General features: G+C 54.5%; 16 protein-coding genes. 1 reads left to right on the top strand and 15 read right to left on the bottom strand.

The features are described 5' to 3' along the window. Positions 1-153: 153 nt before the first annotated feature. Together GC56T2_RS06335 and GC56T2_RS06330 are read right to left on the bottom strand one after the other, a co-directional pair. Positions 154-1,851, bottom strand: a complete 1,698-nt coding sequence (locus GC56T2_RS06335; protein WP_144973856.1) for a methyl-accepting chemotaxis protein — start codon at positions 1,849-1,851, stop codon at positions 154-156. A 331-nt stretch (positions 1,852-2,182) separates the two neighbouring features. Beyond that, entirely contained in the window at positions 2,183-3,532 is a 1,350-nt protein-coding gene (locus GC56T2_RS06330) for an MDR family MFS transporter (RefSeq protein WP_144973854.1), read from the bottom strand. 194 nt (positions 3,533-3,726) lie between these two features. On the opposite strand from GC56T2_RS06330, the gene GC56T2_RS06325 reads away from it, so the two are divergent. Continuing rightward, positions 3,727-5,247 (top strand): glycine betaine uptake BCCT transporter, encoded by a 1,521-nt coding sequence (locus GC56T2_RS06325; protein WP_063166219.1) that lies wholly within the window; start codon positions 3,727-3,729, stop codon positions 5,245-5,247. A gap of 232 nt (positions 5,248-5,479) precedes the next feature. Here the strand turns inward: GC56T2_RS06325 and GC56T2_RS06320 are convergent, their stop codons facing one another. The 13 genes from GC56T2_RS06320 to recA all read right to left on the bottom strand — a co-directional run bounded on the left by GC56T2_RS06320 (position 5,480) and on the right by recA (position 22,616). Next, positions 5,480-6,502: a C40 family peptidase gene (locus GC56T2_RS06320; RefSeq protein ID WP_144973852.1), complete on the bottom strand. Its 1,023-nt coding sequence runs from the start codon at positions 6,500-6,502 to the stop codon at positions 5,480-5,482. 200 nt (positions 6,503-6,702) lie between these two features. Further along, entirely contained in the window at positions 6,703-8,652 is a 1,950-nt protein-coding gene (mutL, locus tag GC56T2_RS06315) for a DNA mismatch repair endonuclease MutL (protein WP_144973850.1), read from the bottom strand. A 13-nt stretch (positions 8,653-8,665) separates the two neighbouring features. Then, positions 8,666-11,353: a DNA mismatch repair protein MutS gene (gene mutS / locus GC56T2_RS06310; RefSeq protein ID WP_144973848.1), complete on the bottom strand. Its 2,688-nt coding sequence runs from the start codon at positions 11,351-11,353 to the stop codon at positions 8,666-8,668. Positions 11,354-11,448: 95 nt separating this feature from the next. Then, positions 11,449-11,997 carry an outer spore coat protein CotE gene (locus GC56T2_RS06305; protein ID WP_033023165.1) on the bottom strand — a complete coding sequence of 183 codons (549 nt, stop codon included), beginning with the start codon at positions 11,995-11,997 and terminating at the stop codon, positions 11,449-11,451. Between the two features lie 282 nt (positions 11,998-12,279). Further along, positions 12,280-12,711 (bottom strand): YlbF/YmcA family competence regulator, encoded by a 432-nt coding sequence (locus tag GC56T2_RS06300; RefSeq protein ID WP_033023162.1) that lies wholly within the window; start codon positions 12,709-12,711, stop codon positions 12,280-12,282. Further along, positions 12,689-14,284 carry a tRNA (N6-isopentenyl adenosine(37)-C2)-methylthiotransferase MiaB gene (miaB, locus tag GC56T2_RS06295; RefSeq protein WP_144973846.1) on the bottom strand — a complete coding sequence of 532 codons (1,596 nt, stop codon included), beginning with the start codon at positions 14,282-14,284 and terminating at the stop codon, positions 12,689-12,691. Before miaB ends, GC56T2_RS06300 begins: the two co-directional genes overlap by 23 nt. A gap of 193 nt (positions 14,285-14,477) precedes the next feature. Next, on the bottom strand, positions 14,478-15,344 hold the full coding sequence (locus tag GC56T2_RS06290) for a 2-oxoacid:ferredoxin oxidoreductase subunit beta (protein ID WP_144973844.1): 867 nt from the start codon (positions 15,342-15,344) through the stop codon (positions 14,478-14,480). Further along, entirely contained in the window at positions 15,311-17,083 is a 1,773-nt protein-coding gene (locus GC56T2_RS06285; protein WP_144973842.1) for a 2-oxoacid:acceptor oxidoreductase subunit alpha, read from the bottom strand. The genes GC56T2_RS06290 and GC56T2_RS06285 overlap by 34 nt, the downstream gene beginning before the upstream one ends. Before the next feature lie 158 nt (positions 17,084-17,241). Then, positions 17,242-18,165, bottom strand: a complete 924-nt coding sequence (locus tag GC56T2_RS06280) for a dipeptidase (RefSeq protein ID WP_144973840.1) — start codon at positions 18,163-18,165, stop codon at positions 17,242-17,244. A 91-nt stretch (positions 18,166-18,256) separates the two neighbouring features. Continuing rightward, positions 18,257-18,517, bottom strand: a complete 261-nt coding sequence (spoVS, locus tag GC56T2_RS06275; RefSeq protein ID WP_003251598.1) for a stage V sporulation protein SpoVS — start codon at positions 18,515-18,517, stop codon at positions 18,257-18,259. 130 nt (positions 18,518-18,647) lie between these two features. Next, positions 18,648-19,442, bottom strand: a complete 795-nt coding sequence (locus GC56T2_RS06270) for a TIGR00282 family metallophosphoesterase (RefSeq protein WP_144973838.1) — start codon at positions 19,440-19,442, stop codon at positions 18,648-18,650. A gap of 98 nt (positions 19,443-19,540) precedes the next feature. After that, positions 19,541-21,097, bottom strand: coding sequence for a ribonuclease Y (gene rny, locus GC56T2_RS06265; protein ID WP_033023152.1), 1,557 nt, complete (start codon positions 21,095-21,097; stop codon positions 19,541-19,543). 475 nt (positions 21,098-21,572) lie between these two features. After that, positions 21,573-22,616, bottom strand: coding sequence for a recombinase RecA (gene recA / locus GC56T2_RS06260; RefSeq protein WP_033023151.1), 1,044 nt, complete (start codon positions 22,614-22,616; stop codon positions 21,573-21,575). Positions 22,617-22,765: the final 149 nt, after the last annotated feature.

Raw genomic sequence — 22,765 nt, 5'->3', positions numbered from 1 at the left:
CTCCCCTGCCATACGATAGGTTATGTCTTTCTTGAGGGGCGATCGCCTTTTGGATCAGTCCTCTTCCTTTTCCGTATCTACGTGCGGACTGCTTCTGTCGCCCGATATGCCGCCCTTATCTCGAAGGGACACCACCTTTTCGGTCAGCCCCCCTCAAAGCGAAAATTTGCGGACAATCGCCTGCAAATCATCGGCCATTCTCGCCAGTGCGGCGGAAGAAGCAGAAATTTCTTCCATCGATGCCAGCTGCTCCTCCGTCGCCGCCGAGACTTCTTGCGCGCCGGCGGACGTCGATTCGGCGACGTCGGCGACTAGGCGGACAGAGCGGACGATTTGTTCGGAAGAAGCGGCCATCTCGCCGACCGCGGTGGATACATCGCGGATTTGCGCGGCGACTTCGTCGACGGCGGCGCGAATTTGCGCGAACGTTTCTCCAGAAGTCCGGATTACATTCGTCCCGGATGCGACTTCATTGACGACCGATTCCATCGATGCCACGGCATGAGCCGTCTCTTCTTGGATCGCGGCGATCAGCTCGGCGATTTGCTGCGCCGAAGCGGCCGATTGTTCCGCGAGCTTTCGCACTTCATCGGCGACGACGGCAAAGCCCCGGCCATGCTCACCGGCGCGCGCCGCTTCAATCGCCGCATTTAAGGCAAGCAAATTCGTCTGTGCCGCAATGGTGCGGATCGCTTCAATAATGGAACCGATTTGTTCGGAGCGATGGCCGAGCCCTTTGACCACCCCGGCAAGCTGTTCTACGGTGCGGTTCACGGTATCCATTTGCGCGACGCCCGCATCGATCGTTTTGCCGCCGTCAGCCGCCCGCTTTGACGTGTCGGCGGCGATGGCGACCACGCTCTGCGCGCGGGCGGAAACTTGCCCAATTTGTTCCGACATGGCATTAATGACCGACGATGTTTCTTCAACGCTTTGCATTTGTTGGTCGACCCCCGAGGCGACGCTCTGGACGGTCATGGCGATTTGTTCGGTCGCTTTGCTCGTCTGCTCGGCGCTGGCTGCCAACTGTTCGGAAGCAGCGGCGACTTGTTCGGCATTTTGCGCCACTTCATGCAACACGCCGCGCAAGTTGTTCGCCATTTGTTCGAACGCGGCAGCCAGCTCGCCGATTTCATCGCGGTTGCGCACGCTTATGTTCGCCTCGCGCAAATCACCAGCGGCAATCCGCTTGGCCGCATCGGTGAGGGCAAGCAGCGGGCGGGACAGCGAGCGGCTGATATAGTAGCTAGCGGCCGCTCCCACCACGATCGTCAAAACGCCGACGATAAGAACAAGCCGGATAACTATCGCCGCCGATGCGCTCGCATCGCGGCTCGCCTGTTTCATCTCGCGCTCGTGCAAAGCAATCAATTGGTCGAGTGTTTGCTCAAACTGCGTGGTTAAATCGCGGCCGGTTGTCACGATCAACGCCGTATATTGCTCAGTCTTGTTTTGATCCTTTAATTCAAACGTTTTTTGCCCGAGCTCATAAAACTGCTGTTCAAGCAAATCGAGTTCGGCCAGCCGCTGTTTTGTCGCTTCTTGGGTTGACGAAGCGGCCAGTTTTTCGCTCGTTTGTTTGTACGCTTCATGCGCTTTTTCGAAGTTTTCTTTCGATGTGGCATCCCCAGTCAGCAAGTAGCCGCGCATGCTGCCAACCTCGCGGCGGATAAGCACCTCAAGTTCTTTGGCGTTAACCAGCTTTGGCACCCTTTCTTCGATGACATCCGTATATGTACGGTCCAGTACGGAAATTTCGTAATAAGCAAAACCGACCAGCAGCGCGATGAGCACGTAAACGAGGCCAAACCCGGCGAACAGTTTTTTACGAACGGTCAATTTCATTGACATATCCCCCATCTGCAAGTAAATTTCCACCGCTCCTTCTATATTATCGGATCACGCGCCAGCAATGTTTAGCCTGTTCGAGCAGGAGAACCGCCTCTTTTTTTCACGGCCAAACCGGCGCGCCGATGGACCGCGGTCCGGTCCCGACCCCGATCCGTGATCCGTGTCCGCCGTTATGCTTGCGCTGCCCATTCGCACACCGGAAGGCGACCGCCGTTCCCTTTTGGCTGTCGCTGGCTGTAATCCTTTTTCCCGGGCTTAACCGACTACGCCGTCCATTTCAGTTCGTTCGGCCGGGTTGGCCGTCGACCGCGGCGGAGGAAACCTTACCCTCCTACGCCGTTCCTTCCGGCTCCCATGTGTTTCCGTTCGCCTCAGCTTGATCGCGGATCAAAAACGACGTCGCAAGAGCAACGATGCTGCCGATGAACCCAAACAAAAACAGGTGGTGAATGCCGGTTATAAAGGTCGGGGCCTGCGCCAAAAACGCCCCCATCACCGTGACGCCGATCGCCGTGCCGATATTGCGGCAAAACATAAAAAACGATGTCGCAATTCCTTTTTCATGAGCGTCAGCCAGCTGCTGCGAACCGATGATCCCAACGGTCGATGTCAAGCCGAACGACAGCCCTTGCAAAAACATGATGAAAAAGACGTACCAAAATCCATGGCTTTCGTTCAGCAAGGCAAGCAAAAGGCCGGAAACGACAAGCAGCACGTTGCCGATGATCAGAAGCGAGCGGTAGCCATAGCGCAAAATCCACTTCCCCGCCGGCACGGCGGCGATCATCCAGCCGACCGACGAGCCAAGCAACGCCACGCCGCTCATAAACACGGACAAGTGGGCGACATTTTGCAAAAACAGCGGAATGTAGCTTGACGTCCCAAACAAAGCGACACAGCTGACAAAGCCGTTAATGTTCATCCATTTCAGCGTCCGATGATGGACAAGCGACAGCGGCACAAGCGGAGATGGCTGCCGTTTTTCAAAATAATAAAAGGCGACAAGCAACAGCGCCCCGGCCCCACCGTACCACCATTGCCCTCGTTCAACGACCGTCACAAGCAAAAGCAAGCTGATCGCCGCTGCAAACAGCGCCGCGCCCATATAGTCGACCGCCGCCCGCTTCGGTTCATACACTTCTTGATACGGAAGCAAGGTCAAAAGCGAAAGCAAGCAAATCGGGATGTTGACGTAAAAGATCCAGCGCCATGTCGCATACTCGACAAACAACGAGCCGAGCAGCGGGGCGAGCACCGCCGAAATCCCCCACATGGCCGTAAAAAACGCTTGAATTTTTCCACGCTTTTCCACCGGAAACAAATCGCCGGCGATAATTGCCGGAAACGGCATCATAAATCCGGCCCCCACCCCTTGCAAGGCGCGGAACACCACAAGCTGCACCATGTTTTGCGACAAACCGCAAAGAAGCGAGCCGATTAAAAATAACATAATGCCAAAGCTAAACACTTTTTTGCGGCCGAACAAGTCCGAGAGACGGCCAGCGATCGGCGACAAGACCGTCATCGTAATCATGTACGATGCAAACGCCCACGCGTACAAAGAAAATCCACCGAGTTCGTTCGCGATGATCGGCATCGTCGTGTTCATAATCGTCGTATCCATAGACGCGACGAGCATCGCCAGCACGATGCTGATCATGACCGACAGGCGGCTGTTCATACCAATGACCTCCTTTTTTAAGTAAGCTACGAATATTTTATTTTACATGATAAAAAATGATGGCACCAAATGATATGCGTTGAACATCTAAATCATTTGTATTCGTTGTCGAACTTTGTTACCCTATAAATGGAAATCCCCAAAACTGCTAACCTGACTCCCATCATATCATCGCACCAGTAAGGAGGAGAGAGATGAAAAAAACGACGATTGTCTTTTCGATTTCGATTGTGATTGCCATTGCGTTTATTATTTGGGGGATGATTCCGGAATCTTTATGGCCGCGCTACAATTTAAATGCGGTCAGCAGCGCGGTACACACGTTTCTAATCGATAAATTCGGCTGGTTTTATTTGCTCAGCGCTTCGTTGTTTTTAGCGTTTTGTTTGTTTCTCATTTTTTCCCGCTACGGAAATATCCGTCTTGGCCGCGACGGAGAAAAACCGGAATACAGCTATATGACATGGTTTGCCATGCTGTTTAGCGCCGGAATGGGAATCGGGTTAGTGTTTTGGGGAGTGGCCGAACCGATGTCCCACTATTACACGCCGCCAACAGGGGAAGGGGCGACAGCGGAAGCGGCCCGTCTGGCGATGCGCTACTCGTTTTTCCATTGGGGGCTGCATCCATGGGCGATCTACGGTGTCCTGGCCTTGGCGCTCGCTTACTTCCAGTTTCGCAAACGGGAGGCCGGTGTTGTTAGCCGCACGCTGCGCCCGCTGTTTGGCGCACGCACAGAAGGCGGCCTCGGGGTAGCCATTGATACATTAGCCGTCTACGCAACCGTGTTTGGCGTCGCCACTTCGTTAGGGCTGGGAGCCATTCAAATTAGCGGGGGATTGCATCAGCTGTTTCCCCGTATTTCAAACAGCTTTTCGACGCAGCTGCTCATCATTGTCGTAGTCACTGTCTTGTTTATGCTCTCAGCGCAAACCGGCCTTAACAAAGGCATAAAATGGCTGAGCAACTTAAATATTGCGCTCGCGTTGCTGCTCATGGTTTTCATGCTGTTTGCCGGGCCGACGAATTTTATCATGGATGTGTTCACAGCAACGATCGGGACGTACTTGCAAAACCTCCCGTCGATGAGTTTCCGGCTGAACCCGTTTGAACAAAATGATTGGCCGAAAGTGTGGACCATTTTTTATTGGGCGTGGTGGATCGCGTGGGCGCCGTTTGTCGGGACGTTCATCGCCCGCATTTCCCGCGGGCGCACGATCCGTGAATTTATGATCGGCGTTTTGGCAGTTCCAACGATTTTCAGTGCTCTCTGGTTTTCTGTTTTTGGCGGTTCGGCCCTTTATCTCGAACAGTTCCGACATGCCGGCATTGGCGAAGTGATGAATGAAAAAGGGATAGAAACAGCCTTGTTCTTTACATTCGAACATTTCCCGCTCGCTACATTGCTTTCGGGAATCGCCATTTTGCTCATTTGCACGTTTTTTGTCACATCGGCCGACTCGGCGACGTTTGTGCTTGGGATGCAGACGACCAACGGCAGCTTAAACCCGCCAAACTCGGTCAAATTCGTCTGGGGCATTGTCCAATCAGCGACAGCGGCCATCCTTCTGTTCGTCGGCGGACTTGAATCGCTGCAGACAGCATCTATTATCGCCGCGTTCCCATTTGCGATCATCATGATTTTGATCGTTCTGGCCCTTATCCGCTCCTTCCAGCAAGAAACAGCGCGAAAAGCGCAAAAACCTGTCGAATAATGACTAAAGGTGTCCCGCTTTTAAGGACACCTTTTCTTATTTATATACCTAATGATTGTCAAACGCTATCATTCACACCGCCCCCCTGATGGACAGCTACGGCAAAGGTCATGCATCGAAAGCACAAGAAAAAGGCTGCCCGCCAAAACCACAAAGCGCTTTATGCGAGCAGCCTTCCGCCGCATTCGGTTATGTGTTTAGGCGACAGGCAAAACGCCCATCCCCCATTCCGTTAGTTAAGCACCCGAACCGCTTTTACAAACCGCGTTTTCCAATACGAGGAAGTGAGCGATGAATACGTAACGCCTAACGAAACAGTCGCATTGATCATTTGCCCGTTGCCGGCATAAATGCCGACGTGGTTGATCGTGCCGTTCGAATCGGTGTCAAAAAAGACGAGATCGCCTTTTTGCAATTGGTTAAACGACACCGTTCTTCCGGCTTGCGCTTGGGCCGATGATGTGCGCGGCAGCGAAATGCCCACCTCGCTAAAGACGCGCATCGTAAACGAAGAGCAGTCAAACACATCGGTGCGCGATGGGCTCGCCCCGTACAAATATCTCGCCCCTAAATATTTTTCACCGATTTCGATGATTCGGTCGGCAAGTGAAGCGGACGATTCAGCCGCAACCGGCTTGACGGCCGATACGCTTTGCTCGGCGCGGACAGCGGTTGCTCCGCCCGCCACTTTAATGGCTTGGCCGATGCGAATCACGTTCGGGTTCGTAATTTGCGGGTTAAGCGCCAACAAGCGGTCCACGGTCGTTTGAAACTTGTTGGCAATCCCCGACAATGTGTCCCCTTTTTGGACGATGTACTGGCCGTTCACAGCCGCGGCCGCCGGCTGCACAGTATATGTATTTGTGCTTGCCTGTCCGCCCGTTACTTGGAGCGCTTGTCCGGCGCGGATAAAGTTCGGATCGGCAATGCTTGGATTCAGCTTGAGCAACGCGTCTACCGTTGTGCCAAACTTCCGGGCAATTCCGCTTAACGTGTCGCCGGACTGAACGGTGTATGTACTAGTAACAGCTTGTTCGCTCCCGCTTTGTTCATCGATTTGCAATACTTGACCTGGAAAAATGAGATCAGAAGATAAATGGTTTTGTTGTTTTAATCGATCAACGGTCGTATCATATTTCTTCGCAATTCCCCAGAGCGTATCGCCTTTTTGCACCGTATAGCTCGCGGCTGAAGCGGCATGGCCGGCTAATAACGATCCGATCAATGTTCCGGTAAATAGAAGTGTTTTTTTCATGCTGCATCCCCCTATGACATCAATTTGACATTCCTCTATTTCTTTAGGTAAATTTCGCTATCACTCTACAAAATTCGCCATGTATTCCTGCACATGAGCCATTATAGTAAAATAAAAACAAGACGTCTGTAACAAGAAGAATAAAAGTAGATTACAAAATGATTACAAAAAAAGCTCCCTTGTCACAAAGGGAGCGTCATTTACATTACCCGTTTAAATAACTTTTCAATTTCATAGGTTGAAAAATGCACGATGATGGGCCGGCCGTGCGGGCAAGTGAACGGGTCGGTTGTCTTCCGCAACGCTTCGAGCAAAACGAAGATTTCATCGTTGCGCAAATGTTGGTTCGCTTTAATGGCGCGCTTGCAGCTCATCATGATGGCGGCTTGCTCGCGCAGCTGCTTGATATCGACCGTTTTGGCCGCCAGTACGTGTTCAATCATTTCCTCGATGATTTCTTTTTCTTTCCCTTTCGGAAACCATACGGGATGGGAGCGAACAAGAAACGCCCGTGGGCCGAACGGCTCAAGAAACACGCCGCAGCGGGCGAGTTCGTCGCGGCAGGCGACGAGGCGCTCGTATTCATCGGCCGGATATTCCAATGTCAGCGGGACGAGCAGCTCTTGCACCTCGTTAGACACTTGAGCCAGTTTTTCGCGGAAATATTCGTAATAGATCCGTTCTTGAGCTGCGTGTTGATCGATCATATACAACCCTTGTTCATTTTCGGCCAAGATGTACGTTCCGTGCAGCTGGCCGATCGGATAAAGCGGGGGAAGGCGATCAGTTTGCTTTGTCTCCGTTTGTCCGTCAGCAGGCAGCGACGGCGCCTCCGGTTTGTCCCCGCCATCCGCATGCGGTCGAGCAACGGGCGAAGCAGAGGCAGCGCCTTCCTTTTCTTCGTTTCCAACGTCAGCGGATGGCGGCGGGGAAAACGGCCGCCCAGCGGACGGGGGCATCGTTCCCGTCTGCCGGCTTTCCTCGCCGATGTGCGCGTTCGCCTCCTCGCTGCCAAGCCCCGGCATCGTCCCTGCCCGTTCGGAGTTCTCCCTCTGGCTGTCCGACTCCGCGGGCGGTTCATGAACATGATGGGCGAACGTAAACGAAGCTTGCTCCGTTTTCGGTTTGACCGTCTTGTTGGCCGCTGATACGGACGGAATGAGCGTTCGCCGCCGGAACGCCTCGCGGATGGCAGATGCGACGAGCTCTTGCAGCTCCGCTTCTTTGCTGAAGCGGACTTCGAGTTTGGCCGGATGGACGTTGACATCTACGAGCACCGGATCCATTTCGATGGCGAGAACTACGATCGGATAGCGGCCGACCGGCAAAAGGGTATGGTAGCCGGCTTCAATCGCCTTCACCAGCGGCGCGCTGCGCACGTAGCGGCCGTTGACAACGAGCGACATGGCATGGCGCGAGGCGCGCGTCACCTCAGGCGGCGACAGGTAGCCGCGGACGAGAAAATCAAGCGACTCCGCTTCCATCGGAATCATCTGTTTCGCCGTCTCGGCACCGTAAATGGCAGCGAGCACGTGCCGGACATCGCCGCTGCCGTTCGTCAGAAGGAGCGTTTTGCCGTGATGGCGAAGCCGGAACGACACGTCGGGATGGGCGAGCGCAAGCCGTTGAACGACATCGACGGCATGGCCGAGCTCGGTGTGAATCGTTTTCATATATTTCAAGCGCGCCGGCGTATTGAAAAATAAGTTCGATACGGTCAAATCGGTCCCTTTGCGCGCTGCCGCCCGCTCGCGCGACAACAACCGGCCGCCTTGAAGCACCAGCTTCGTGCCCGGGCCGCTTCCCGTGCTTGTCACCAGCTCGACTTCCGATACCGCGGCGATGCTCGGCAGCGCCTCGCCGCGAAAACCGAGCGTGCGGATGCGAAACAAATCATGCTCATCTTCGATTTTGCTGGTCGCATGCCGCTCAAAAGCAAGAAGGCTATCGTCTTCCTCCATTCCGTCGCCGTTGTCGATGACGCGAATTTTCGTCATCCCCGCCTCTTCCAATTCAATTTCAATCGCTGTGCTATGGGCGTCAATGGCGTTTTCAACGAGCTCCTTGACGACCGAAGCCGGCCGCTCAACCACTTCGCCGGCGGCGATTTTATTCGCCAGCAGATCATCGAGTTTGCGGATGCGTCCCATCGCTTCTCCCCCCTTACTTCAGGAGCTTTTGCAGCTCATACAGCTTGTTCAGCGCCTCCAGCGGGGTCATCTCGAGCAAATGGAGGTCTTTCAGCGCCGCGAGCACCTTTTTTTCTTTTTGGGAAAAGGAGGCTCCCACAGGCGCGGGGGCAAGATCGGGAAACATGGTGAGCTGCTCGACCACCGTTTCTCGCTCCCGCGCTTTCCTTTCGCCCGCCGCCCGGCTCGGCGGCCGTCCGCCCGCTTGTCCTGCTGTTTTGGCAGGCGCGTCCTCTTCATCGGCCTGCGGACTGCGCGCAGACGATTCCGCCGCTTCCCGCTTCGGTGTTGATTGTTCCCATTCGGCCAAAAGACAGCGGGCCCGCTCAATGAGCGAAGAGGGCAGCCCAGCCAGTTCGGCGACATGGATGCCGTAGCTCTTGTCGGCGGCACCAGCGGCGATTTGATGGAGGAAAACGACCTTTCCGTTTTCTTCAACCGCGCGGGCATGGACGTTCACAAGCCGAGGCAGCGTCTCTTCCAGTGCGGTCAGCTCATGATAATGCGTGCTAAACAGCGTTTTCGCACCGATTCGGTCGTGAATATATTCAATGATCGCCTGAGCGAGCGCCATGCCGTCGTACGTCGATGTGCCGCGTCCGATCTCATCGAATAAAATGAGACTGTTTTGCGTCGCATGGACGATGGCGTGGCGCGCCTCAAGCATTTCCACCATAAACGTGCTCTGCCCGGCCGCTAAATCATCGGCCGCCCCGATGCGGGTGAACACTTGGTCAAAGATCGGCAACACCGCCCGTTCCGCCGGAACGAAGCAGCCGATTTGCGCCATGATGGCGGTGAGCGCCACTTGCCGCATGTACGTGCTTTTCCCGGCCATGTTCGGCCCGGTGATGAGCAGCATTTCCCGCTCGCGGTCCATATAGCAGTCATTCGGCACATACGTTTGCGTGCCGAGCACTTTTTCGACAACCGGATGGCGCCCCCCTTGAATGGCCAAGACGCGCTCCGTGGAAAATTGCGGGCGCACGTAGCGGCGCTCGTCGCTCACCGCGGCGAACGATTGCAGCACATCGAGCTCGGCAATGGCTTTCGCCAGCGTCTGCAGGCGTGGGATGTATTGCTTCGCTTGCTCGCGAATGGCGACAAACAGCTCATATTCGAGCTCGATGCTTTTTTCTTCGGCCTCTAAAATCAGCGCTTCTTTTTCTTTTAACTCGGGAGTGATGAAACGTTCCGCGTTGGCGAGCGTCTGCTTCCGCTCATAGCGCCCCTCTGGCACGAGCGGAAGGTTCGGCTTTGTCACCTCAATGTAATAGCCAAACACGCGGTTGTAGCCCACTTTCAGCGACTTGATGCCGGTCGCTTCCCGCTCCTTCGCCTCCAGTTCGGCGATCCACGCCTTGCCGTTGCGGCTCGCGTCACGGTAGCGATCAAGGCGTTGGTCATATCCGTCTTTGATGATATTCCCTTCCTTGACGGAAAGCGGCGGCTGTTCTTGAATCGAACGCTCGAGCAACTCGACGAGCTCTTCGCACGGGTCGAGCCGCTCGGCGAGCCGTCCGGCTTCCGAAAGCGGCAGCGCGCCGACCGTCCGGCGGAGCGCCGGCACTTCAAGGAGCGATTTTTTCAACTGTACGAGGTCGCGGGCGTTGGCGTTCCCGTAGGAAATGCGGCCGGCCAAGCGTTCGATGTCGTAGACGCTGCGAAGTCCGCTGCGCAGCTCTTGACGTTCGAAATACGCTGCTTTCAATGTTTCGACGAAATCGAGGCGCCGTTCGATCTCCTCGCGGTTCACAAGTGGGCGGTCGAGCCATTGTTTCAGCAGACGGCCGCCCATCGCCGTCACCGTTTCATCCAACAGCCATAACAGCGAGCCTTTCCGCCCTTTCAAGCGGACGGTTTCGACCAGTTCCAAATGCTGTTTCGAATGCCGGTCCATTTTCATATACTGGTCGACTTGATACAGTTCGGCCGGCTGCAAATGATCAAGCCGGCGCTTCTGCGTGCGGACAAGATAATGAAGCAGACGGGCAAGCGTTGAACGGAGCTTTTCTTGCCCGACGTGCCCGGCGACACGATCCCATTCGTCCCGCCACGCCGCTTCATCTTCATAAGAAACGGTCGCTGCGAACCGTTCTTTCAACTCGCGCACCCATCCGTCATCGCTGTCTGACGAAACGACGAGCTCCCGTGCCCGAATAGCATGGAGCTCATTGGCCGTCTCCTCCCAAGATGAAAGCAGCGTCAACCGCACTTCCCCGGTCGACAAATCCGCGTAAGCCAATCCGTATGTACCATCCGCAAACGGCGTGAGCGCCGCCAAGTAGCAGTTTTCCTTGTCGGAAAGCCCCTTTCCTTCCATGAGCGTACCCGGGGTGATGAGCTGCACCACTTCGCGGCGCACAACCCCTTTGGCCGCTTTCGGATCTTCGACTTGTTCGCAAATCGCGACTTTGTATCCCTTTTCGATCAGCTGTTCAATGTATCCTTGCGCCGAATGGTACGGCACCCCGCACATCGGCACCCGTTCATCGCCGCCTCCGTCGCGGCTTGTTAATGTGATTTCCAGCTCCTGCGCCGCCTGGATGGCGTCATCAAAAAACAGTTCGTAAAAGTCGCCAAGCCGAAAGAACAAAAACGCGTCCGGATATTGTGCTTTAATATGCAAATATTGCTGGATCATCGGTGTATACGACGGCATTGCTTCTCCCAACCTTTTTTGCCCGAAGGCTCATTGATTGCGCTACTATTATAACAAGCGGCAAAAGAAAAAACTAGGAAAGAAATTTCCTAGTTTTACTCTTCCTCACCAAGCAGCAGTTCAGGGCTTAAATCTTCCAATTCCTCGTCAAGGTCATCATCGTCGCAGAAATCATCGTCTTGGCCGCAGCCTTCTGGGTTGATGGCAACGCATACTTTCGTTTCGCCGATCACTTCGGCGACAAATTCCCTCTCAACGTCGACGACGATTTTGTTGCCGTTCGGCGAAATCGTGCATTCGAGGCAGTTCGGCTGCTGGATGACGCGGACGATAATATCGGTGTCGTCGCTAATTAAATGGTCTTTATCACGGTATTTTAACTTGACCACATCAGTGTACGAGACCGTTTCCGTAACGACTTCCGTTTTTGTATTGTTGTTGTACGAATACCAGACGTTAATGTCGTAGTGGCCGTGAATTTCGACCGTTTTATCGCATTTTTTCGCTTCATAGCGGTGGTTGATGATCCAGCAGCCAAGAATGCTTGACGGGCGGTTCGGCGCCGTCACCGTATGGGTCGATTGCGTAAACTTGCGGCCTTTGCCGACAACGGCTTTTGTAATAATTTCCCTGTATTCAGACATCGAACGGAACCCTCCTCAAATGAATCTTCATTTCATCCTATGCGCCATCTCCGCTAATGTGCACAGCAAATGAATCATTATTCCGTATAGTTCATTGTATGCGCCCGCTCCGTTCGATGTGTCTTCTTTTTTGCCGCTGGCGGCGGAAGCGCCGACCCAATCCTTTCGGTTAGCGCTAGGAGGCCGGAGAAGATCGATGTCCCTTTTTCCATCGGCCGATGAAAAAAAAGCGCCCCCGCTTAAGGGACGCTTTTGACCCGTCTCTTCCGCTCCGCCAGCGTTTTAATGGCAGCCGCCGGGCTTGCTGTGACGAAGCGCGGCACCCGTTTCACCGCGCAGCACGTCACCGCCGGTCGAAGCGAGAATTTCGTCGGTGACCGTATTGGAAATCGTCGAGGCGACGAGCTGAAGCAAATCGTTCACATCGGCTTGCGATTGCTGGAATTCGCTGACGATCGGGATTTGCGACAACTGTTCGTAAATGGCGTCAATTTGCTGCTCGACTTTTTTCAACGCCTCGCGTTTGCCGTAATGCTGGAGGTTGACCGCCTGCTTTTGCAGCGATTTCAACTCGTTGATCAGCGCGCGCACTTTTTCGTTTTGATGGATTTTTTCTTCGGCCCGTTTGAAAAAGTCGACTTCTTCCGTTTCGGCGATCATTTTGGCGAGCTGCTTCGCCTGCGCCAATACATCATCCCGCGTATACTTTGCCATGTTCGTTCACCTCGATCGCTTCATTCACAAGTTCTCCTGTCAGCGTCCACGTCTTCGCCTGCGTAATGCGCACGTTGACCAATCGGCCGATGAGCGATTTCGGGCCAACGAAGTGGACGAGCTTGTTTTTGCGCGTATAACCCGCCAATACATCCGGATTCGTTTTGCTTTCGCCTTCTACAAGCACTTCGACGACTTGCCCTTCGTATTGCTTCATTTTCTTGGCTGCGATTTCTTGTACAAGGTCGTTCAGCCGCTTGAGCCGCTCTTTTTTCACTTCCATCGGCACGTTGTCTTTCATGTTCGCCGCCGGGGTGCCTTCGCGCGGCGAGTAAATGAACGTGTACGCCGAGTCAAACCCGACTTCGCGGTAAAGCGACAGCGTTTCTTCAAACTGCTCGTCCGTCTCGTTCGGGAAACCGACGATAATATCGGTCGTCAACGCGACGTCCGGAATGGCGGCTTTGATTTTGCGAACGAGCTCCAAATATTCCTCGCGCGTATACTTGCGTCCCATCATTTTCAAAATTTCCGTGCTGCCTGATTGCACTGGCAGATGAATATGCTCAACCAAGTTGCCGCGTTTGGCGAGCACTTCGATGAGCCGGTCGTCAAAGTCGCGCGGATGGCTCGTCGTGAAACGGATGCGTGCAATATCGATTTTGCGCAGCTCATCCATTAAATCGCCAAGGCCGTACTGAATGTCGGTGAAGTCTTTCCCGTAAGCGTTGACGTTTTGCCCGAGCAGCGTAATTTCTTTGTAGCCTTGGGCGGCGAGCTGGCGCACTTCTTGGATGATGTCTTCCGGGCGGCGGCTCCGCTCTTTGCCGCGCGTATACGGGACGATGCAGTACGTGCAAAACTTGTCGCAGCCGTACATGATGTTGACCCACGCTTTAATCTTCCCTTTGCGCGCTTTCGGCAAGTTTTCAACGACGTCCCCTTCTTTTGACCATACTTCGACGACCATTTCTTTCGACATGTACGCCTCATGCAAAATGTACGGCAAGCGATGGATGTTGTGCGTGCCGAAAATCATGTCGACGTATTGGTATTGCTTTAAAATTTTGTTGACGACCGCTTCTTCTTGCGACATACAGCCGCACACGCCAAGCAACAAGTCTGGATTCGTCGTTTTGAGCGGCTTTAAGTAGCCGAGCTCGCCGAACACTTTGTTTTCCGCGTTTTCGCGGATCGCACACGTGTTGAGCAAAATGACGTTTGCGTCTTCCGGTCGGTCGGTCGGCTCATAGCCGAGCGCCATGAAAATGCCGGCCATCACTTCTGTATCATGCTCGTTCATCTGGCAGCCGTACGTGCGGATGTAAAATTTCCGCCCGCGCCCCATGCCGCGGAATTCATCGGGAATCGCAAAGTCTTTCACATATTGCACTTCTTCCTTGCCGCGTTTTTTCGCTTCTTTTAAATTCGGCGGGAGAAAGACGCTCGAGAAGTATTTCTCATAGTCTTTCGACGTTTTCGCTTTCAGCCGGTCCAAGGCGGATTTTCTGTCCGCTGGATGGCTTTCCGTTTTGATTTGTCCTGTTTGCTCCAAACGTTGTTTTTCGTTCATCGCAATCGCGATCTCCTTTCTGTCCAACATCATTGCATGATCCTCGCAAAATTCTTCCAAACTACACATTATCATAGTATATCGTCAACTGCCAAGAAACACAACGGGAATTGTTCCGGAAGCCCGGAACATATTATGATAACAAAAAACCCCCGATGGGACAAGCCCTACGGGGTGTCAGTTGTTTCCTTTTTTACATAAATTCCGCTACAAGTTGTTCGAACTGTTCTTTGTCTAGTTTCAAGTCCGCCTCAGCAAGCGGCGCTTCGCTGTAGCCCGGCACAAGCTCTTGATACGACTTTTGCTCTTCGTTTTGATAAATCACTCCGGTGACGAGCCCATCGTATTTCATGACCGTCTGCATCGCCATCTCGCGATTGGCCGGGTCGTATCCTTCGATGTCGCTCACCTTGACGAGCCGTTCTTTGAACCATTCGTACGTGTTCACTTTATTGTATGTGACGCACGGGCTGAAGACGTTGATGAACGCAAATCCTTTATGCTTGACGCCTTCTTCGATCAAGCTTGTCAACTCTTTCAAGTCGCTTGAGAACCCTTGCGCGACAAACGTCGCTCCGGCGCTTAACGCGATCTCGAGCGGCGACAGCGCCGGCTCGATCGATCCGTGCGGCGTGCTTTTCGTTTGAAATCCGGCGGCGCTGCGCGGCGAAGTTTGTCCTTTCGTCAGCCCGTAAATTTGATTGTCCATGACGATGTATGTGATGTCGATGTTGCGGCGAATGGCGTGAACCGTGTGCCCCATGCCGATCGCAAACCCATCGCCGTCGCCGCCGGCGGCGATGACGGTCAAATCGCGATTGGCCATTTTCACTCCTTGGGCGAGCGGCAACACGCGGCCGTGCGTGCCGTGGAAACCGTAAGAGTGAATGTACCCAGAAATGCGGCCCGAACAGCCAATCCCAGAGATGACGGCAAGCTCATGCGGTTCGAGCCCAAGATTGGCGGCCGCCCGTTGGATGGCCGCTTGCACGGAAAAGTCGCCGCAGCCGGGACACCAGTTTGGCTTCACATCATTGCGGAAATCTTTAAAGGTGGCCATTGCATGAACAACTCCTTGCATTTAGTATAGACATCGCCCGGCAGGAACGGATTGCCGTCGAATTTCAAGACGCTGGCGATTTTATCCGCATGCCCGACGTTCATTTTCAACAAGCTCGCCAATTGCCCGGTCGCGTTTTGCTCGATGACGACGACTCGCTTGGCTTTTTCGACAAGCGGGCGCATGTCATCCTCCGGGAACGGGTGAAGGAGGCGGATATGGGCATGGTTGACTTTGACGCCGTCTTGTTCGAGCCGCTCCATCGCTTCTTCAATCGCGCCTCGCGTTGACAAGAAGCCGACAAGCAGCAAATCCGGCTCCTCATGGCGGAGCTGTTTATGCACCGGTGTCGGGAAATGGAGATGCGCGAGCTTGCGCAGCCGCTTTTCCATTTGCGCTTGGCGGTTCGCGGCTGTTTCCGACGGCCGCCCTGTCTCCGCGTGCTCCACCCCGGTGACGTGGTGGATGCCGTTTTTCGTCCCCGGCAGCACGCGCGGCGAAATGCCGTCCGGCGTCAGTTCATACCGTTTGAAATTGTCCTTGCCGGAAAGCGGCGGCAATTCCCCGGTGACAAGCTTGCCGCGGCGAATTTCAATGCGGTCGTAATCGAGCGGTTCGACCGTTTGTTTGCCAAGTGACAGCTGCAAATCCGACAAGAAGATGACCGGGCATTGGTATTCCTCAGCTAAGTTGAACGCTTCCGCCATGTCGTAAAACGCTTCTTCGACCGTGCTTGGCGCCATGACGATTTTCGGGATTTCCCCGTGTGTTCCGTAAATCATCGCCAGCAAGTCCGACTGTTCTTGCTTCGTCGGCAAGCCCGTGCTCGGACCGCCCCGCTGGGTGTCGACAACTACAAGCGGCGTTTCCGTCATCCCGGCCAGTCCGATCGCTTCGGCCATCAGCGACAACCCCGGTCCGGCGGAAGCGGTGAACGCCCGCACGCCCGCGTAGTTGGCGCCGATCGCCATCGTGCAAGCGGCGATTTCGTCTTCTGTCTGAATGACTGTCCCCCCGAAACGAGGCAATGTTTTGATTAAATATTCCATGATTTCGGAAGCCGGGGTGATCGGGTACGCGGCCATCAAACGGGCGCCGCCGGCAAGGGCCCCCAAGGCGATCGCGTCATTGCCGATCATAAACAGTCGCTGTTTTCCATCGGCTTGAGCGAGTTTCATCGGCTCGCCGCGGCCGTCCAGCTGCTTTTCCATATACCGCGCCCCGGCGCGAATCGCTTCCATGTTTTTGGCGACCACTTGCGCCCCTTTGCGGGCAAACGTGTCCGCCACCACGCTTTCGAACACGGCGGCGTCTAAACCGAGCACAGCGCTCGTCGCGCCGATGGCGACCATGTTTTTCATCAGCGGGTTGCCAAGTTCCGTCGCGATGTCGGTGAACGGAACAGCGTAAAGCGCCACTCCCGTTCCTTCTGGAATCGCCGGATCGAATTTGGCGTCGGCGATGACGATGCCGCCGCTATGAAGCTCGTGAAAATTGAAATCAATCGTCTCTTGGTCGAACGCCACGAGGATGTCCAAATCGTCCGCGACCGCCCGCACCGGCTTCGTGCTGACGCGGATTTTGTTGTTCGTATGTCCCCCCTTAATGCGCGAAGAAAAATGACGGTACCCGTATAAATAGTACCCGAGGCGGTTCAAGGCTGTGGAAAAAATTTCTCCGGTGCTCTCAATCCCTTCCCCTTGTTGGCCGCCCACCTTCCATGACAACTGTTCGATCATGCTTTACACCCCTTTATGTTCGCTCCAACCTTCACTGCTATTGTACCACTTTTCTGACAAGTCGACCACTCCCTTCCCTCTTGAAAACGAGCGGCCGGCGCGGTCAATGATTTGCCTTTCATTTTAGGATACGCCAAGCCGCTGTTCAATGACATTCATCACTCCGGCAAATGTGCATAAAAATTATCGAACAAAAACCGTTTCACTTGATCGGCGGAATAATGCCGATGGAGCTCGTCAACAAGCCGGGCGTAGTCTCTCACCGAGGCAAGACCGGCGACCGTCTGCGTGATGCCGTCAAAATCGGAGCCAAAGCCAACGTGGCGCTCTCCCCCGAGCGCACAAATATGATCGAGATGGCGAAGCACATCGGCCACCGTCGCCCCTCGTTTGTCATCGGTCAAAAAATACGGCACAAAGGTAATGCCGATGACTCCGTCTTTTTCGATCAGTGCGCCAATCTGCTCATCGGTCAAGTTGCGCCGATGCGGACAAAGGCGATGCGCGTTTGAATGAGAGGCGATCGGAAAGCGGGCCACCTCGATGACATCCCAAAACGCTCGCTCCGACAAGTGCGACACATCGACCCACCGTTTCGTTTCATTGAGCAGCTCGATGACTTGCCGGCCAAACGCGGTCAGCCCGGCGCCGCGCGTTTCCCACGCCCCGTCGGCGACGGCGTTCGGAAAGTTCCACGTCAAGCCGACAGACGCAACACCGAGACGAAGAAGCGTTTTCAGTTTGATAAGGTTTGAGCCGATAGCATCGCAGCCTTCGAGCGTCAGCATCGCGCCGATCTCCCCCTCTTTGAGAGAGGCAATGTCCCGCTTCGTGCGCACCACCTTCATCGCTGGAAAGGCATCGATGAGGCGGGTGAAAAAAAGATCGGCCATCTCAAGCGCCGTCGTGAACCGGGCCTCTTCCGGCACCGTTTCCGGTATGTAGATGGCAAAGCATTGCACCTTCACCCCGGCTTCCGCCATTCCCGAAAACGTCACATGAAGCGATCGTCCGTCACGGAACGATAAAGACCGATCTTGCCACAGTTTCATGAGCGCATCGCAATGGGCGTCAAAAATCATGTATACTCCCCCTTAAAAAACAAAATAACCTGCCTGCCTTCAAGGTGGAAGGCGCCAACAGGTTATATTTTACCATTCGCCAATCATCCAGTTAACGAGGTTCAACGATCAATTTGATCGCGGTCCGCTCTTCGCCATCGATAATAATATCGGTAAACGCCGGAATGCAAATCAAGTCCATGCCGCTCGGTGCCACAAACCCTCGTGCGATCGCTACTGCCTTAACGGCTTGATTCAACGCGCCTGCGCCGATCGCCTGAATCTCCGCCGCGCCGCGCTCGCGCAGCACACCAGCCAGGGCGCCGGCTACAGAGTTCGGATTCGATTTGGCTGACACTTTTAATATTTCCATCCCTAGTTCCTCCCTCGTCCCCTTGGAAAAATGATTTCGTGAAAAGGTCTTCATTAGTAACTATATTCACGGTTTCAACAACTATTCCTGCTAGGGAGGGACACATTTTTTAAAATTTTCAAAAGATGAACTATTCAAAATAAGGATGATCGTCATTAATGATCAGCCGCTCGATCTGAAGCGCCCGCCCGCTTTTGGCGTCTACATCGAGAAGCACGGCGTTCAGCTGGCTTCTTCCTTCCTTAACGCCAAAACGGACCGGCAAGCCGGTTAAAAATTTGCGCAACACCGCTTCGCGATCGACGCCTAAAATGCCGTCGTACGGCCCGGTCATACCGACATCGGTAATATACGCCGTCCCTTTCGGCAAAATGCGGTTATCAGCCGTCTGAACGTGCGTGTGCGTGCCGATGACGGCGGACACGCGGCCGTCCAAATACCAGCCCATCGCCTGTTTTTCGCTCGTCGCTTCGGCGTGGAAATCAACGATGATGACAGGCGTGCGCGCGGAAGCAACGGCAATCAGCTCGTCCGCCTTTTGAAACGGGCAGTCAATCGCCGGCAAAAACGCCCGCCCTTGCAAATTGATGATCGCCGCTTCCCCTCGTTCGGTCGCCACATAGACGATCCCCGTCCCCGGCGTGCCGGACGGGTAGTTCGCTGGGCGAATAAGCGCCTTCGCCTGATCGATAAACTCAAAAATCTCGCGCTGGTCCCACGCATGGTTTCCTAAAGTGATGACATGAGCGCCGCAGGCAAGCAACGATCGGTAAATCGATTCGGTGATCCCTTTTCCGCCGGCTGCGTTTTCGCCGTTGATGATGACGACATCGGGACGGTATTTTTCCTTCAGCTTCGGCACATAGTGCTCGACCATTTTTTGTCCCGGCGCGCCGACCACATCACCAATAAATAATATTCTCATCCCAGATCCCTTTCTACCTCAACACGATCACCGTCAGCGATCGCCGTTTATGTTTATTGTACGGGCAAAAAAAGAAAGTGGCAACAGCCTGCCACTTTTTACTTCGCGTACTCTACCGCCCGCGTTTCGCGGATGACCGTGACTTTAATATGGCCCGGGTAATCGAGCTCTTCCTCGATCCGTTTGCGGATATCGCGCGCCAACCGATGCGCTTCCAAGTCGTCGATCATATCCGGTTTGACCATGATCCGCACTTCGCGGCCCGCTTGGATGGCGTATGATTTTTCCACGCCTTCGTAAGACTCGGCGATTTCTTCCAGCTTCTCTAAGCGGCGAATGTAGTTTTCCAGCGTTTCGCTGCGCGCTCCCGGCCGCGCTGCCGACAGCGCATCGGCTGCGGCAACGAGCACGGCGATGACCGACGTCGGTTCGGTGTCGCCGTGGTGCGAAGCGATGCTGTTGATGACGACCGGATGCTCTTTATATTTTGTCGCCAGCTCGACGCCGATTTCCACATGGCTTCCTTCCACTTCATGGTCAATCGCCTTGCCGATATCATGAAGCAAGCCGGCCCGGCGTGCCAGCATCTCGTCCTCTCCGAGCTCAGCCGCCATCAACCCGGCTAAAAACGCCACTTCAACCGAGTGTTTCAAAACGTTTTGCCCGTAGCTCGTCCGGAATTTGAGCCGTCCCAAAATCTTGATCAAATCCGGATGCAGCCCATGAACCCCGACTTCAAACGTCGTTTGTTCGCCGACTTCGCGAATATGTTCGTCCACTTCGCGGCGCGCCTTTTCGACCATCTCTTCGATGCGGGCCGGATGAATGCGGCCGTCTTGGACGAGCTTATCCAAGGCGATGCGCGCCGTTTCGCGGCGAATCGGGTCAAATCCCGACAAAATAACCGCCTCCGGCGTATCGTCGATGATCAAATCGATGCCGGTCAGCGTCTCGAGCGTACGAATGTTCCGCCCTTCGCGCCCGATAATGCGCCCTTTCATTTCATCGTTAGGCAAATTGACGACCGAAACCGTCGTTTCGGCGACATGGTCAGCGGCGCAGCGCTGAATGGCGAGCGATAAAATCGCCTTAGCTCGCTTATCCGCTTCCTCTTTCGCCCGCGTTTCCGCCTCTTTGATCATCATGGCGACTTCATGCGACAGCTCTTTTTCGACACGCTCTAAAACAAGCTGGCGCGCGTCGTCGCGGGTCAATCCGGAAATACGTTCCAGCTCGGCTTGTTGCTGTTGGACGAGCATTTCCACTTTGCTTTCCATTTGTTCAATATGCTGTTGCCTTTCGTTTAGCGCTTCTTCCTTCGCTTCGAGCAGCGCCTCGCGCTTATTGAGCGCTTCGTCTTTGCGGTCGAGATTTTCCTCTTTTTGCATGAGACGGTTTTCTTGTTTTTGAAGCTCGCTTCTCCGGTCGCGGATGTCGCGCTCCGCTTCCGTGCGCAGTTTATGAATCTCATCTTTGGCTTCAAGAAGCGCTTCTTTTTTCAAGGCGTCCGCCTCGCGTTTCGCCTCCTCGATCAGCTGCTCGGCAGCTGCTTTCGCCCCGCCAATTTTCGCTTCGGCAATCGATTTGCGAACAAAAAAGCCAACAACGGCACCAATGACTAAGGCAAGCAAAGCGGAGATGATGATTGGACCCATCGTTTCACCTCCTCTTGCTGTTCAATGTTCCCCTGCATTTTTCGCGCGCCGCCATCGTTGGCGCGGATGGATGTTCCCATTTTCAACGTATTGGCTCGACCCATTTTGCACAGCGATCGCCCGCGCGGCTTTCGGCATCTTCCCGTCCCGCCGCGGCGGACGATCGTTTGACCCCGCCATGCGTATGGACAAATATACATGTTCATTGTAAAGGCGCCCGTAGCAATTGTCAAGATATTACACAGGCCACGCCCACCGCCTAGGGGAAAGCGAACATGGAAAGGAGCTGACGCTTATCTTTCGCATCGTATGCATGCGCCGTCACGTTTGGGAAAGCGAACTCGGAAAGGGGCTGACGCAAAAGGTTGTCCGCCTTCAAGATCGGCACAACCGATCGTGCGGCAGAAGCAGTCCGTACGTATATCGAGCAACGAAAGAGGGTGTCCCGATCCTTTCGGGACACCCTCCGGAGCGCTTATTCCTCAAGCAACGCGAACTCGTCTTGCTGCGGTTCACCGCCCGCCTCGCTGCCGTCAATGCCGTAATGTTGACGGATGGCACGAGCGATTTCATCGGCAATATGCGGATTTTCTTTCAAAAATTGCTTCGCGTTTTCCCGGCCTTGGCCAAGCCGTTCGTCTTTGTACGAATACCACGAACCGCTCTTTTGCACGATGTCGAGTTCGGACGCCATATCGATGATTTCCCCTTCGCGGGAAATGCCTTCGCCGTACATGATGTCGACATCAGCTGTTTTAAACGGCGGCGCGACTTTGTTTTTGACGACTTTGATTTTCGTCTTGTTGCCGACCATGTCGTTGCCTTGCTTGATTTGTTCGGCGCGGCGCACTTCTAGGCGGACGGAAGCGTAAAACTTCAGCGCCCGTCCCCCCGGCGTTGTTTCTGGATTGCCAAACATGACGCCGACTTTCTCGCGGATTTGGTTGATGAAAATGGCGATCGTTTTTGATTTGTTGATGGCGCCAGACAGCTTGCGGAGCGCCTGCGACATGAGACGGGCTTGCAAGCCGACGTGGGCATCGCCCATCTCTCCTTCAATTTCCGCTTTCGGCACGAGCGCCGCCACCGAGTCGATGACGATAATATCGACCGCGCCGCTTCGTACGAGCGCTTCGGCGATTTCGAGCGCCTGCTCGCCGGTGTCGGGCTGGGAAAGCAACAGTTCATCGATATTGACTCCTAATTTTTGCGCATAGATTGGATCGAGCGCGTGCTCGGCATCGATGAAAGCTGCTTGCCCGCCCCGCTTTTGCACCTCAGCGATCGCGTGAAGGGCAACGGTCGTCTTCCCTGATGATTCCGGGCCGTAAATTTCCACAATCCGCCCGCGCGGATAGCCGCCGACGCCTAACGCGATATCGAGCGCCAGCGAACCGCTCGGCACAACGGAAACTTTTCGTTCCACTTGCTCACCGAGCTTCATGATGGCCCCCTTGCCAAACTGTCGTTCAATTTGTTTTAACGCCTGCTCCAACGCGGCTTGACGATCTTGATTCACTCATTTCCTCCTCCTTTTGTAAGGCTACTTATACTATACACCGTTTTCTGACCATTGCCAAGCAAAAAATCGAACGTTCATTCGTTTTTTGGTGGGGAAACTAGCAACAATCGCCATGCTGATCCGGCGGAAACAAACGATGGGCGGTG

This window comes from Geobacillus sp. C56-T2 (assembly GCF_007829715.1).
Taxonomy (GTDB): domain Bacteria; phylum Bacillota; class Bacilli; order Bacillales; family Anoxybacillaceae; genus Geobacillus; species Geobacillus icigianus.
The sequence above is the reverse complement of the archived record's forward strand: the minus strand, read 5'-3'. Positions and strand labels throughout refer to the sequence as shown.